Below are 14,153 nucleotides of genomic sequence, written 5' to 3'. Positions count from 1 at the left end.
AAATCTTCTGACAATCATGGTTTTGCTACGAAGAGCAGCAATTGTCCGTTGTTTTCGGCAAGACTGTAATCTTCTGATTCTACCATCCTGTCGCCGGTGATGTCTGTGACAATGTATCCGGTGGAAAAGAGCTGTGACTTATTTTCAATCTGTGCCAAATCCACAGCTTCGATAAATCCATCCTGGTTGACATCACCGCTGTACAAACAATACTTCCCTCCGCTCAGAATCAGATTGCTTCCATAAGCCTGACTCGCACTTGTTGTGAAATCATAAAAGATCGATGAAGCATTCAGCAAGACCGGAGCGGCGCTCCATGTTTCAAGCGAGTTCCTGTGTTTCAATACAAAGTAACAGGAAGTGTTGTAAAATGTTCCGGTACAATTCAGAGAAATGGTCCCGTTTGTTTGCATCAATGCTTTGGTCGACTGTAAAACCGTATACGGTGAAACCGGACTTCGAAGTTCAACAGTAATCGAATCACTCAATGTTGGATAAGTCCCCGGGTTCACAGAGGCATTCATGACACCTGAACCAAGATAAAATCCCTGTACAAGCGCCGTTAAATTCAAACTCAATGCCAGATGATTTCCACTCACATTGATATTGTCGATGTACAATTTATTTCCAAAGCCATTGTAATTCTCAAATTGAATAATTACTCCCGGCTGACCCACATAGCCATTGAGACTTATCGTCTCCGTTCTCCATTGTGCAGCTGTAGGCACAAAATTATTGCTGCCACTTCCTGCAGTCGACAAAGTTGTACCTCCTTTTGCATACAATCTTGTGAAGGTCGCACCGCAATTTGTAGAAACCATCACAATGAGTGAATCTACATATCCTGTGAAAACCTGGTAGGCAACATCAAAGGTGAGTGTCGCGGAACTGTATGAAGTCATGTCCAGTCTGCACGTTTGCAAATCATCCCTGTTGCCCTGCGCGTTCCAGCTGTAATTATCATACATCATCGAATTCGCCGATGTACCAAAACCTCCGGCCGTAGAAACTTTTGTCCATAAATATCCCGCTGTTCCGTTATCAATATTTTTCCATCCCGCAGGAGGATTTGAACTTCCTTCAAAACTTTCCGCCAATGGCAGACTCGTTCCGTTGGTAGTGATGTAGGCATTTTTGGTTACAGTACTTGTACTTACTCCATCCGAAACTGTCAGCGTTACCGAATATGTTCCCGCGGAAGAATAAACTACCGTCGGAAGTGCGGCTGTGGAAGTCGATGGAGTTCCCCCGGGGAATGACCATGTTCTGGTGGTGACATTCCCTGTAGAAAGATCACTGAACTGCACAGTCCCTCCAACACAAGGATTTGTATCCGTCGCAGCGAAACTCGCGGCCAATGCACGCAGCGTGGTAATCGAAGCTTCCCACATTCCTCTTCCATATGTTGCCACACGAAGAGCAGTGTTCGGTGTATTGTCATTGAAGAAAGACAAATCAATCACCGTTGGTCGGGAAGGCAGACTGGAATTAAAAAGTGTCCAGCTGAGTGCATTCGCGACTTTGTAATAAACAGCATTGTTACTAGCCACAAACATCAGTTCATTCGTTGCATACTCATCGGAAAGGATTCTCACATGATTCACCGAAGGCAAATTGTAAGTGATGTCCGTCCAGTTCGCGCCATTGTTGGTACTGCGATAAGCTCTTGTATTCGCGGTGATGTAAATCGTGCTCGATGAATTCGCGACGGTGGTAATACTTGCGGCATTGTTCGTCGTATTCGGTATAGCATAGGAAACAAAAGTCGGTGTCGCGGCAAGTGCATCATTCGAAACATAAATCATCCCGTCAGCAGTGATGACATACAAACGGTTGACATCCGATACCGAAGAATGCATGGCCATGATCTTCTTGCCCAGATTGGCAATCTGTGTCCATGTTGGTGTAGCAGCCTGGATATTGGTCGTTCGGTAAATAAAAGTATCGGCCACAAAAGCCAGATTGGTATTGCTCCGGTTAAAAGCAAGCCCTTGCAAAAGCGTTACCTGTGCAGGCAAGCCGTAGGTTGCATCACTACCATTTACCACACGACGTTTGTTGTTCCCATGATAATAAACCATGGTACTATTCGTCCTGTAATCGAACGTGCATTGCGAACCCCAGTCACCTCCACGATTGGTGTACCAGCCGAGAGAAGTGGCATACAATTCTCCATTGTCCTGTGTCCCGATGCTGAATATGTCTTTACGGGTCGGACTGCAATTTCCATGGTAGATTTCATAACCATAAATTCCGTCACTCTTCGGAGTCCAGTTGATTCCGCCATCTGTACTGAGCCACACTCCTCCATCGTTCATGTTCCAGAGTTGTGAGGAGTTGTACGGACTCACGGTAATCTGATGCATATCTGTATGCACCATCTGCCACCAATTGGTGAGCTGTGTCCATGTCGCTCCTCCATCAACAGATTTCCAGACATTGTGCGCGACGAGGTAGAGAATATTCGCGTTGGTTCGATCCACACCGATACCAAAATTGTAATCACCTTGTGTCGATGATGTGGATGAATTGGAATAATAAGTCAGATAATCCGGAACGATATCTTTTACCGCTGTAAAGGTGGTACCACCATCCGTAGATTTAAAAATCGTTCCGCCTTTGACCACCATCGCGAAGTAAACCACACTACTATCCGCAGGTGTCACCGCCACGCGGCAACCTGCTCCGGATGTAAATCCTGCCGGGATATAAATTCCGGATGTGATCTGTGTCCATGTTTCACCGAAGTCGGTGGAACGATACAATTCCGATCCGGTAGTGGTCGCAAACAACACTCTCGAAGTCGCGTTTGCTTTTCTTTGCAGATCGTCGAAAGCAATTGTCGTCGCAGTCTTGGCGGTCCAGCTGGTACCGCCATTATAGGTCTTGTAAATTCCCGCATCCGTGATCGCGACAATGATGTTGTGATCATTCGGATCCATGATCATGTCCACGACAAGTCTTGAAGTCAGCGCTGTTTGTGAAAATGTCAAACCACCGTTTGTCGATTTCCAAACTCCCGCACCGCTATAATAATAATCATGATCACCTGTTCCCAGATACAAAATCTGATCATTGGTAAAATCCACACAAACCGAAGCCAGCCTTGCATAAGGCATAAAATCAGTTCCCGGAGTGACGGCCCAGTTAGTGCCTCCGTCAGTGGTGATAAACAATCCACCCCGCGCACTCACCGCGTACATCTTGTTCGGATTGCTCGGATGAAATTTCATCTGGCTCACCCTGCTGATCCCATGAATCTGCCCGCTCGCATTCGTCGGAAACTTCGTCGGCAATACAGCACTCCAGTTGGACTGAGCGTTTATATTCGTCCTATAAAGACAGAAGGCGAGCACTGCAAGGACTAGAAAAGTATAATTCGTTTTCACTTTCATCTGATTTGGTTTCGGGTTCCGGGTTGGTTGTTAGTTGTTAGATGTTAGAATTTAGATGTTAGATGTTAGTTATAAGTTGATACCTATAATTTTTTTCCACTCATGTCCTATCAACCTCCTTTTTTTTTTTTCTTCCTTCCCCCCCTTTTTTTTTCCCCCTCTGTCCCACACCTCCCAACCCCGAATTCATAATTCATAATTCAAAATTCACAATTCATTTCAAAGCCCGCCTCTGTTCCATAATTTTTTTTTCCTCTCCTCCCCCCCCACCCACCCACCCCGAAATTAATAATTAATAATTAAAAATTCCACTCCCCTTAAAAGCCCGCCTCTGCTCCAAAGTAAGTATCCTCCCATCCTCCTGCACAAACGGCAACACTTCCTTTTTCCAATTCTCGAAACGTTTGCATTGATAGGTCATCCGGTCGCGGAATTCCATGCGTTGGATGTCTTCGGGAGTGAGTTTGTCGGGTTCGCCTTTATTGAGTTTGCGCTGTTCGCGTTCTTTTTCTCTTTCTTCGGCTTCTTCCTTCTCTTTGCGTGATTCATTCACGAAACCTTCCTCTTCCTCCTCACCCATGGGCTTTTCGTGATACTGCCAATAGGTATCATAGGCCTTGATGGCTTCGTAATAATTTGTGGAAGGATTATCGATCATCGATATCCAGACAGGATTGTTTTTGTAATCGGGATCGGCAGGTTTTTCTTTTTCCTTTTGCGCGAAAGAAATATTCACGCAAATCAGGAGAAACAATAATGTTCCGAAGGCCTTTGTCAGTAAGCTTTTCATGATAACGCAGTATGCTCAAAAATAGGTTTTACAAATGTGCTTTCAAAATAATATTCCCTCGAATGACAAAAATCATCCTCTTCATTTTACCTCTAGAATTCAAATGAATTCTCCCAAAGAAATTCAATCAAAAATTACTTTCACAAAGCAAATAATGACCTGGTCCACGCAGAAAGTTCATTTCACCAAATCAATCCATAAACCCTGAATTTTTCTTCACAATAAAAAAATCAAAAAATCAAAAAAATCAGGTAAATCTGTGGTCCTGATGTTGTTTTTACCAAGCTTTCTCCCACCTTTGCAAAAACACTGCATTATGCCTCCGAAATTGAGAAGACAGCTTTTATCCTTCCTGCTCCTTTTGTTCTTCCCCGGGTTCCTCATTGCCCAGGACTCCCTGACCGTCACCGAAGGAATGAACGCCAGCAGTCTGGGCGCTCAGCCATCATTTTCTGTTGTCATTCCCCAGGCCAAGATGAAAGACGTGCTTTCCGGCTGGAAGAAATACATCAAACAAGGCACAAAAAAATCTGTGGAAGAAGAAAGCAAGGAGCTCATCCTTTCTCAAGCCGTGATCCCTTCATTGGGACTCGATACCTTCACCGTTTTTGCAAGAGCTGAAGCAGCCGATAACGGCATTCGTTTCATCAGTTTTTACCATTGGAACGATTCGATTTTCATGTCTTCTTCTGTTGATGTCAACAAGAGCGAAAAAATTATCCGTCTGGTTCGACAGTTTGCTGTGGAGCAATACAAAAGAGCTGTCGATTACGAACTCGAAGCTTCCCGTCGTTCGCTCTCTGAACTCAACAGAGATCTCGACGATCTTAACGCGCAAAACGGAAGATCAGAAAAGAACATCAAGGAGTACGAACGCTCCATCGACCGGTTGAAAAGCGAAATCAAGATCAACGAAAAAGAATCCGAATTAAAATCGGACGAAGTGATGCGTCAGAAATTACTGCTCGAATCCTTCCAGGGCACACCCGAAGCGAAAACCGCTGAAGACAAAAAATTCAAAGAGCTGAGCAAACAAAAGAAGCGTCTGCAGAGCGACAACGAAAGCATGCACAAAGACATCGACGATTTCGAAGACAAAATAAAGTCCCGCGAAAAAACCATCAAACTCAACACCGACGACCTCATCCCCGCCAAGAAAGAAGCGATTATCAAGCAGGAAGCGGCGGTGAAGATGGTGGAGGAGAAATTGAAGAGCATTCGGTGAGTTTGGTATAAGGTATTAGGTATAAAGTATAAGGTATAAAGTATAAAGTATAAAGTATAAAGTATTTCCCGCGCACTGCACTAATACCTTATACTTTATACCTTATACCTCAACCCATCATTTAAAACGAATTCACCCTAGAACTCCCCATCGAACATTTAAACCCCGACAAATGCGCTTCGACCTCCTCACCGTAGTACCCGGCTTGCTCGAAAGTCCTTTCGGGCATTCGATCATGAAACGTGCGATCCAGAAGGGTCTCGCGGAAGTGGTCGTGCACAATGTGCGGGACTATGCGACGAACAAACACAAGACTGTCGACGATGCACCTTACGGTGGTGGCGCGGGCATGGTGATGATGATAGAACCTGTTGTCGCCTGTATCGAAAAATTAAAATCAGAGAGAGATTACGACGAAATTATTTACATGAGTCCGGATGGAGATTTGTTCGATCAGAAAATGGCGAATCAATATTCCATGAAAGGCAACATCATGATTTTGTGCGGACATTACAAAGGCATCGACGAACGCATCCGCGAACATTTTATCACGCGTGAAATTTCTGTCGGCGACTATGTTTTATCCGGAGGAGAACTTGCAGCCGCTGTTGTCTGCGATGCCATCATTCGTTTGTTGCCCGGCGTGCTCAACGATGAAACCTCTGCCCTTTCCGATTCCTTTCAGGACGATCTTTTAGCTCCTCCGGTGTATACCCGTCCGGCCGAATTCCGTGGCTGGAAAGTGCCCGATATTTTGCTCTCCGGAAACACCCCGGAAGTCGACAAATGGAGGCATGAAAAGTCCCTGGAGCGGACCAAAATCCGCCGTCCAAACCTCCAAAAAGGGGAATAAAACCGGAAAAAGAGAAGATTTTAGTATTTTTTGTATTAAATATTTGTCTATATTTGCCGTCCGATTTCGGAACAACCCGAGTCGAAAATATATTGCACCATGGATTTAGTGAAAATAGCAGAGCAAAGCTTCGTTGAAAAGCGTGAAACCCCGGCCTTTAAAGCAGGTGACACTGTCACCGTTTTCTATAAAATTATCGAGGGAAACAAAGAGCGTATCCAGCAATACCAGGGCGTTGTATTACAACGCAAAGGTGGCGGCATGACAGAGACTTTTACCGTTCGTAAAATCTCCAATGGCGTAGGTGTTGAGCGTATCTTCCCTGTACAAAGCCCAAAGATCGACAAGATCGTCGTTGACAAACGCGGTATCGTTCGCCGTGCACGTATCTTCTACCTCAGAAACATCTCTGGTAAGAAAGCACGTATCGAAGAGAAGAGATCTTAATCCTCATTTAAATGACGAAACCTCCTGTGAACAACGGGAGGTTTTTTTTTGCTCGGGGGTTTTTAGTGCTTAGAGCTTGGTGGTTAGTGCTTAGAGGTTAGTGCTTGTTAATTAGTGTTTGGTGCTTAGTAGATTTTTCTAAAATTGTTCCAGATTGTCTGTTCCGGGTTGATTTTTTTGGGTCTTGATTTGAAAGTTGATTAATTAGAAACAAGAACCAACCTCTAAGCACTAAGCACTAAGCGCACTAAGCACTTTTTGAGCCAATGTCAAGTACTAAGCTGCGAGCTTTTCACAGTATGTTATTGCATCTGTGACTTGCTTTCTTTCAGATTATACAATTCACAGATGTTCTCTATCGATTCATCACCCTCGTACAAGGCATAAATCGTTTTCACTTTGATATTCGTTCCAACAATTGTGGCTTGTCCAAATTGATGCTCAGGATCAATGACAACATTTTTAGCCTTCCCCAAAGGGAAATAGCGCCTGGCGATCCTGTTTTTATCAAACTCAATTTTTCTTAAATAGGGCTCTACGATTTTTTTTAAGGTCATCTGGCTCTTACCATCATGTCTGACAATCTCATCGTAACGCTCATACCAAAGATCTTTCTTATCGGTCAATAATTTGGTCTCTGCAAAAGGATATTTCGTATCCAGAATTCCTGATAAGTGTTTGTGAAATTTCTGAATTCTCTGAGCACTGATTCCCTGCTCTCTCAATTTTGCAAAAGCAATAAACTCAATTAGGGTCAGGAAGTTTACTGCCCTGTTTTTATCTTCACCAAAGCTGTATTTGCCATGTTCTAAACCAAATTTCTTATTCCAGAATTCAAGCAGCCAGAATCTCACTTTGGGCAAAGGCAATTCCAGGATCTTAGCTACATCAGCAACCAAGAAAACACCTTCTCCCAATCTGGCTTTATTGTCTGTCATAAAATCAAATTTCTTTTCCTTAAGATAAATATAATTTCTGCAATTATAATACAGGACTCAATTTATACAACAAAGATCAAAATAGGTTATTATCAAAAAAGAGAAAACAGAGTCTAATCACTTAGTTTGCAATTATTTATAATGATTTAACAAAAGGGAGATCTTATAGGCTGTTTCTTTTATTAAAATAATTCAAGAGGAATAAAAAATATTCGGTCCACAGCATTTTCAATATTGTTCCGTAGAAAGCAAAACCAACGTGCATGCCTCCTCAGTAAAAATTCCTTTTTGCTGCGCCAATCTTTCGAAAGGTTCATTCTCGGCGCCGGGGTTGAAGATAATTCGTCGGGGTTGGAGGCTGAAAATGTAGTCGATCATCTCTCCCTGGTTTTGCGGACCGAGATAAAGAGTCACTGTATCGACATCAGAAAAAGGTGGTTTGCCGGTCTGGATTTGGACGTCGCCGATCGTGCCGGAACGGAGGCCGATGGCATGAACAGCATGTCCGTGCCGGCGCAAAGCAAGCACCGCCCTGTTCGAATAACGCTCAGGTTTGAGGCTGGCTCCGATGACCAAAGTATATGTTTTTTGTTCCGGCAATTGACTTTATTTGAAGTAGTATAATTATTTGATAAACAACATTATATATATTTAGCAAAAAGTATTTTCAAGGAGCTTTTCAACACTCCTCGATGTAGTTCAGATCCTTGTGAAAACTCTCTTTCACCGACAGGATTCCCCAGATGGCAAGGACAAAACAGATCACCCCGACGAGCAAAGCGCTGTACACTTTTGCATGAGCCGTCGCGCCGAAAAGCGGCTCGCAGGCCTTGTACAAAAGTGTGATGGGCACCACGGCTCCACGCACAAAATTGGGGACAGTATTGGTAACAGTTGAACGGATATTGGTACCGAATTGTTCGGACGCGATGGTCACAAAAAGCGCCCAATAACCTGTCGCGGTGCCGAGCGCGAAGCAAAGAAAATAGAACCAGCTGAGCGATGTCGAGACCGGAAAGAGAAAGACAAAAACCAGGATCACCGACAGCACCAGATAACCGATCACCACTTTTTTTCTGGTCTGAAAATACTGACTCAGCAAACCGCTGAGCAGATCTCCGGACGACAAACCGATGTATGCATACATGATCGCCGTTCCGGTGACCACGCCTTCGATGCCCATTTCTTTGGTGAGGCCAACGCTCAGTGCAACCAGTACACCGATTATATACCAGATGGGCAGACCAATAAAAATGCAGCTGATGTATTTGACAAAGGTCTCTTTGTTACTGAAGAGTGAAAAGAAATTCCCGCGTTTTACACCTGCTTCTTTACGCACATGCGTATACATCCCCGACTCCATCGTTCCGATTCGCAGCAGCAGCAGGAACAATCCCAAAGCGCCGCCCACGATATAGGCCATCTGCCAGCCGACGAAAGCCGTTCCGAAATGTTCGTTGAGATAATTCGCGAAGAAGGCTCCCTCCTTTCCGACCACCGAAGCGAAGACCGCTCCGAGGGCTCCGAAAGTCACAATGAGCATGGTTCCGTAGCCCCGGGTTTCCTTGCTCATGGTTTCTACTACGAGGGTAATTCCCGCGCCCAGTTCTCCGGCCAGACCGAGACCGGCGATAAAGCGAACCGTCGCGTAGCTGGTCATATCGGTGACGAAGGCATTGGCGATATTGGCGATAGAATACAGGAGGATAGAACCGAAAAGCACTTTGAGCCGGCCTTTTTTATCGCCCAGGATGCCCCAGAGAATACCTCCGGTGAGCATGCCAATCATCTGGCAATTAAAGAGAAAAATTTCGTTGGACTCATGCCCTGCTCCTCCAAGCCCAAGAGCTTCAAGGCTTTCCTTCTTGACTACATTGAAGAGAATGAGATCGTAGATATCGACGAAATAGCCCAGTGATGCCACGATCACGAGCATGTTCAATGGGTTTTTGATTCCTTCTGCTTTCATAATCAATGCTCAGCATGCGAATGTAAAATTTATCTGCTCAAAAGCCCTAGTACCGAGCCTCAAAAAAAATCGAATAAAACAGATATAAGTTTCCCGTATTAAAGAATTCTATTAATTTCGCCCCCGGAGAGATGGCAGAGTGGTCGATCGCGGCGGTCTTGAAAACCGTTGACCTCACGGTCCGGGGGTTCGAATCCCTCTCTCTCCGCGCTTGATTATTCCGTTTCACTTTTTGTGGAACGGAATTTCTATTCTAATATCAATTCACTTGAATTTATGATCGCGGTCCCTTTTGGAAAAACACAATTCAATTTGTAATGAATTTCAGTTTAAATTCTCCTAGATTCCTGATTCAATTTATTTTAACCCAACTGTTCTTCATTGTGCAAAAAAGAATTTTCATCAAGAGAAAAAATCACCTTTGTATTAGTTCAACTGAAGCTATAACTAAAAATCTACCAACAAAAGTTTAATAAAATTGAAATACATTTTCCAAATATCTTCCTTAGCTAAACTTCATGCAACCTTTTGTTCATACAAATACTTTTGAAAGCCCACAAATAAAGAACTTATCTCAACTGCTTCGCCAAGGACATCTTTGGCATCTTCCAGTGATTGATATTTATTTGTGAGAAGTATGGGCAATTTTTCCTGATCAAGTTCTTCGACGCCTGATTCAATGTATTTGCTTAAAACAAATTCGATAAACTCTTTTTGCTTGTTGTTTAAGAGAGCAAAAATGGTGGCTTGTGATGCTGCAACTCTTTCTTCCCTGGTCATGGTTTTTGCTTCTGAATTAAAAACATAGTCCAGGACATCAAACAAATCGCTCTTTTCGAGGTTAACCAGTTTCTGTAGTGTTAATAAATCGTCTTTGCCAAAACCGGCTTCTTCGAGTTTTTCCAAGAGCGTTTTTCTGGTGAGTGGGTTGCTCCAGATTTTTCTTAATTCAGCTTCGCTTTTGAACAACTCAGGGAGTTTGCCAAAAAGACTTTCCATGAACTCTGCTGCCGAGATAGGTTTACCATCCGAACTCCAGAATGAGGTGGAAATCATGTGCTGGATCTCGCGCTCTTTTCCGTCTTTGAGTTTGATCTTGATTTTTACCTTCTTGTCGCAAACACAAGGACTTTCTCCACACTTGTAACAAGGTGGCGGTGTATCTTGAATGCAAATGCAAGGTGACTTACCACATACTTTGCATGGCTCTCGTTGTGTTACTGTTTTTCCTTCGCATTCACAAACCACTTTGCCACAAACTTCACATGGAAGGGTATCTCCATCCCAAGCCGGGTCGGCGAACAATCTATAGGCGTCAACATAATCGTAAATCGTGAAAAATTCTTTGCCGTCAAATAATCGTGTTCCCCGTCCTACAATTTGCTTAAACTCAATCATGGAATTGATTGGGCGCATTAATACGATATTCCGGATATTCCGGGCATCAACTCCGGTGGAGAGTTTTTGAGAAGTGGTGAGAACAGTCGGTATGGTTTTCTCGTTGTCCTGAAACTCGCGGAGAAACTGCTCGCCGATTTCGCCGTCGTTCGCGGTGACTCGCACGCAGTAATTCGGGTTCGTGCTTTTCTTATATTGATTCACCAGATCGCGAATGGCGGCGGCGTGTTCCTGATTAGCGCAGAAGATGATGGTCTTCTCGTTCTGATTGACCTGATCAAGAAAAATCTTCACACGCTTTGCTTCGCGTTCTTTAATTTCAATAATGCGGTTGAAATCTGTTTCGGTATAAAGTTTTCCCTCTTCGATCTCGCCTTCGATGATGGTGTCATCGCTGGTGTAGATGTAATCGTCGAGGGTGGTTTGGATGCGTTTGACTTTGAAAGGCGTGAGGAAGCCGTCGTTGATGCCTTCTTTCAGCGAGTAGACATAGACGGGTTCTCCGAAATATTTGTAAGTATCTACGTTGTCCTGACGTTTAGGCGTTGCGGTAAGACCCAGCTGAACGGCGGGAGAGAAATATTCCAGGATGGCTCTCCAGTTTCCTTCGTCGTTTGCGCCGCCGCGGTGACATTCGTCGATGACGATAAAATCGAAATAGTCTTTGGGGTATTCGCCGAAGTATGGAGCGGGTTTGCCTTCTTTGTCGGTGCCGCTCATGAAGGTCTGGAAAATGGTAAAGAAGATGCTGCCGTTAGTGGGCACGCCTCCTTTTTTTGTGATCTCTTTGGGCTTGATCCGCACCAGGGCATCTTCGGGAAAAGCCGAGAAAGCATTGTAAGCCTGATCCGCCAGAATGTTCCGATCGGCGAGAAAGAGGATTCTCGGTCTGCGTTTGCCGTCGCGTAAAAGGTTCCAGCGTGACTGATAAAGTTTCCATGCGATCTGGAATGCAATGGCTGTCTTTCCTGTTCCGGTGGCGAGGGTGAGCAGGATTCTGTTTTTGTTATTGGCGATGGCTTCCAGTGTATTCTTTACGGCCAGTTCCTGGTAATAACGAAGTTGCCATGTCCCGCCTTTGTCTTCGTAAGGAACCTCCGAGAATTTTTCTCTCCACTCATTTTCTTTGGCATACGTGAGGTTCCACAATTCTTCCGGAGAATGAAACTGTTTTACCAGCGCTTCCTTGCCCGTGTCCATCGAGATTTTGTAAATCTCTTTTCCATTGGTGGAATAGGTGATGTTCAGCTTCAGTTTCTCCGCGTATTGTTTGGCCTGCGCCACACCTTCGCCAACTTCCAATTCATCACTCTTGGCTTCGACAACGGCGAGTTTAATTCCTTTGTACACCAATACGTAATCCGCGGTGAGTTTCTTGCCACGACCGCTCCCCACCTGAATCTTTCCGGCGGTGATAGGAAATTCTCTTAAAATTCTAGAACCCTCCACAACTCCCCAACCACAAGCTTTTAGCCAGGGGTCGATGAGTTCGGCACGGGTTTCGGATTCGTTCATAATTTATACACTTAATTGAAGTTCAGTTTCTGGCATCTCGTCATAAGTTCTGCCGTTCAGCAATCTACCATTCGCTTTTTTATTTCTGCCCCCCCATTGTTTGAAAAAGAATGCGACATCAGCAATTGCACATTGTTCTTGTATATCTAAAACCCAGTCGGCATTCATTGGTCTGGGACTTTGTCCGCTTTCACCGCCTACAATTACCCAATCAATATTCTTCAAATTCATGTTTGGTAATGGAGCAATCAACGGTTCGCAGGATAGAAATTTTACTCTGGCATTTGTCTTACGAAGAAAGTCAATACGGTCAACTACTTTTTCGCTTTCAACAGAAACGCCCATCCAGATATTGTGTGTCCATTTTAACTGATTGTGAACGGTAAAAAGACGTTCCGCTCTTTTTGTCAGCACTTGAAAAACATGTTGCGGATTGTCATTCATTACATCGAATACTTTCCTGATAAATGTAAGTGGAATGTCTTCGTGAAACAGATCACTCATCGAATTCACGAAAACGATTTTAGCCTTTTTCCAGGTATAAGGAATGTTCAAATTCTCTGGATGTGTGCGAACCTCGAAAGCGTCTTTGTATTTTTGAACTCCCATTGCCTGAAGTCGTTTTGACATTACTTCTGCATAGCAGAATTTGCATCCGGCAGATATTTTGGTGCAACCTGTTGTCGGGTTCCAGGTAAGTTCAGTCCATTCGATGCTAGTTTGTGCCATTTTCTAAATATTTTGGATTATCTCTTTCGCAATTTTCTTCGCATTCCTATTATTGGAAGCAAAAACAAAATGAAATAGTGGTACACCATTCCGATTCTTCAATACCATCGGCTCTTCCGTTACATATTGCCAGATAGTTTTCATTCTTTCAGCATACAAGCGTGCAATCTTTTCAATAGGTTGTGATACTTTCGTAATAATTTCTTCTTCACCAAACAACGTAGGCCTTATCTCTGATTTGTAGAAATATGATTTTATTTCTTCAATCGGCAAACCAAAAAATGATTCAAGTTTATCGCTGAATTCCAACTTGCACGCCCTGTCAAGCAGACGGTTAACAATAACACCGGTAGGAATTAAAATCCAAACATCAGATCGGGTTCCTTCTAAATCTGCAATAGAAGACCAATCTATCTGCATTCCAAAAGGATCAAGAAAAACAAGGGCAGCAAATTCGTTTGTCTTTAATGCCTTTGCAAGTTCAGAAATTTGAAGATTTGCGTCTCCAGGCCTGTAAACTATTTTCTTCTCTATAAATCTATCACCGAGTTTTGCAGCTAGCTTATTAAGCGACTCTTCCTTTTTATCAATGAAATAGTAATAGTCAAAACCTAAACCCTGCAATCCAAGCACTTGTTCAGCAGCTCCCTTGTAGGTTCTTTCTTCTTCTTCAGTAATTTTAAGTTGTTTATAAATTTCTGAATTAGTTTGCATTTCCCTGGTGCCGCTTCCGGCAAAACCATCAAAATAAATGGTTTTCCAAAATGGATTTTTCTTCATAATGATAAGGTAGGACGATACATACTTTGAAAAAGCTTCCAGCTTCTTTTCCGTCCATGGACCGCCCCATTCCCCGGCCGGCTCATTGAAGAAATTATTTTGCTTAGTTGTCAT

General features: G+C 43.7%; 11 protein-coding genes and 1 tRNA gene. 4 read left to right on the top strand and 8 right to left on the bottom strand.

The features are described from left to right. Positions 1-14 precede the first annotated feature (14 nt). Together IPP86_12070 and IPP86_12065 are read right to left on the bottom strand one after the other, a co-directional pair. A complete protein-coding gene (locus tag IPP86_12070; protein MBL0139250.1) occupies positions 15-3,395 on the bottom strand; it encodes a PKD domain-containing protein in 3,381 nt (1,126 codons plus the stop codon). Positions 3,396-3,687: 292 nt separating this feature from the next. Next, positions 3,688-4,185, bottom strand: coding sequence for a hypothetical protein (locus IPP86_12065; protein MBL0139249.1), 498 nt, complete (start codon positions 4,183-4,185; stop codon positions 3,688-3,690). 316 nt (positions 4,186-4,501) lie between these two features. Between IPP86_12065 and IPP86_12060 the strand changes: the two genes are divergently transcribed. The 3 genes from IPP86_12060 (at position 4,502) to rplS (ending at position 6,710) form a co-directional block, all read left to right on the top strand. Further along, a complete protein-coding gene (locus tag IPP86_12060) occupies positions 4,502-5,410 on the top strand; it encodes a hypothetical protein (protein MBL0139248.1) in 909 nt (302 codons plus the stop codon). A gap of 172 nt (positions 5,411-5,582) precedes the next feature. Continuing rightward, positions 5,583-6,263 (top strand): tRNA (guanosine(37)-N1)-methyltransferase TrmD, encoded by a 681-nt coding sequence (gene trmD / locus IPP86_12055; GenBank protein ID MBL0139247.1) that lies wholly within the window; start codon positions 5,583-5,585, stop codon positions 6,261-6,263. 99 nt (positions 6,264-6,362) lie between these two features. Next, on the top strand, positions 6,363-6,710 hold the full coding sequence (rplS, locus tag IPP86_12050; protein MBL0139246.1) for a 50S ribosomal protein L19: 348 nt from the start codon (positions 6,363-6,365) through the stop codon (positions 6,708-6,710). A 302-nt stretch (positions 6,711-7,012) separates the two neighbouring features. Here rplS and IPP86_12045 read toward each other — a convergent pair whose 3' ends face one another. The 3 genes from IPP86_12045 to IPP86_12035 all read right to left on the bottom strand — a co-directional run bounded on the left by IPP86_12045 (position 7,013) and on the right by IPP86_12035 (position 9,617). Then, positions 7,013-7,648 carry a DUF433 domain-containing protein gene (locus IPP86_12045; protein MBL0139245.1) on the bottom strand — a complete coding sequence of 212 codons (636 nt, stop codon included), beginning with the start codon at positions 7,646-7,648 and terminating at the stop codon, positions 7,013-7,015. Between the two features lie 228 nt (positions 7,649-7,876). Further along, positions 7,877-8,248: a CoA-binding protein gene (locus tag IPP86_12040; GenBank protein ID MBL0139244.1), complete on the bottom strand. Its 372-nt coding sequence runs from the start codon at positions 8,246-8,248 to the stop codon at positions 7,877-7,879. A gap of 79 nt (positions 8,249-8,327) precedes the next feature. Further along, positions 8,328-9,617, bottom strand: a complete 1,290-nt coding sequence (locus IPP86_12035; protein MBL0139243.1) for an MFS transporter — start codon at positions 9,615-9,617, stop codon at positions 8,328-8,330. Between the two features lie 125 nt (positions 9,618-9,742). Between IPP86_12035 and IPP86_12030 the strand changes: the two genes are divergently transcribed. Next, a tRNA-Ser gene (locus IPP86_12030) sits at positions 9,743-9,825 on the top strand. A gap of 308 nt (positions 9,826-10,133) precedes the next feature. Here the strand turns inward: IPP86_12030 and IPP86_12025 are convergent. The 3 genes from IPP86_12025 to tcmP are packed head-to-tail and all read right to left on the bottom strand — an operon-like array spanning position 10,134 to position 14,153. Then, positions 10,134-12,530, bottom strand: a complete 2,397-nt coding sequence (locus tag IPP86_12025) for a DEAD/DEAH box helicase family protein (protein MBL0139242.1) — start codon at positions 12,528-12,530, stop codon at positions 10,134-10,136. A gap of 3 nt (positions 12,531-12,533) precedes the next feature. Further along, the gene (locus IPP86_12020) at positions 12,534-13,259 is read right to left on the bottom strand and encodes a phage Gp37/Gp68 family protein (GenBank protein MBL0139241.1); all 726 of its coding nucleotides are present in this window, start codon (positions 13,257-13,259) and stop codon (positions 12,534-12,536) included. A gap of 3 nt (positions 13,260-13,262) precedes the next feature. Next, the gene (tcmP, locus tag IPP86_12015) at positions 13,263-14,153 is read right to left on the bottom strand and encodes a three-Cys-motif partner protein TcmP (GenBank protein MBL0139240.1); all 891 of its coding nucleotides are present in this window, start codon (positions 14,151-14,153) and stop codon (positions 13,263-13,265) included.

This window comes from Bacteroidota bacterium (genome assembly GCA_016720935.1).
GTDB lineage: Bacteria > Bacteroidota > Bacteroidia > AKYH767-A > 2013-40CM-41-45 > JADKJP01.
This window is presented reverse-complemented; position numbering and strand designations above follow the sequence as displayed.

What these genes read in the sequence shown, in the direction of transcription:
- IPP86_12070 (MBL0139250.1), bottom strand. Translation starts at nt 3,395, where the DNA reads ATGAAAGTGAAAACGAATTATACTTTTCTAGTCCTTGCAGTGCTCGCC.
- IPP86_12065 (MBL0139249.1), bottom strand. Translation starts at nt 4,185, where the DNA reads ATGAAAAGCTTACTGACAAAGGCCTTCGGAACATTATTGTTTCTCCTG.
- IPP86_12060 (MBL0139248.1), top strand. Translation starts at nt 4,502, where the DNA reads ATGCCTCCGAAATTGAGAAGACAGCTTTTATCCTTCCTGCTCCTTTTG.
- trmD (MBL0139247.1), top strand. Translation starts at nt 5,583, where the DNA reads ATGCGCTTCGACCTCCTCACCGTAGTACCCGGCTTGCTCGAAAGTCCT.
- rplS (MBL0139246.1), top strand. Translation starts at nt 6,363, where the DNA reads ATGGATTTAGTGAAAATAGCAGAGCAAAGCTTCGTTGAAAAGCGTGAA.
- IPP86_12045 (MBL0139245.1), bottom strand. Translation starts at nt 7,648, where the DNA reads ATGACAGACAATAAAGCCAGATTGGGAGAAGGTGTTTTCTTGGTTGCT.
- IPP86_12035 (MBL0139243.1), bottom strand. Translation starts at nt 9,617, where the DNA reads ATGAAAGCAGAAGGAATCAAAAACCCATTGAACATGCTCGTGATCGTG.
- IPP86_12025 (MBL0139242.1), bottom strand. Translation starts at nt 12,530, where the DNA reads ATGAACGAATCCGAAACCCGTGCCGAACTCATCGACCCCTGGCTAAAA.
- IPP86_12020 (MBL0139241.1), bottom strand. Translation starts at nt 13,259, where the DNA reads ATGGCACAAACTAGCATCGAATGGACTGAACTTACCTGGAACCCGACA.
- tcmP (MBL0139240.1), bottom strand. Translation starts at nt 14,153, where the DNA reads ATGACAACTAAGCAAAATAATTTCTTCAATGAGCCGGCCGGGGAATGG.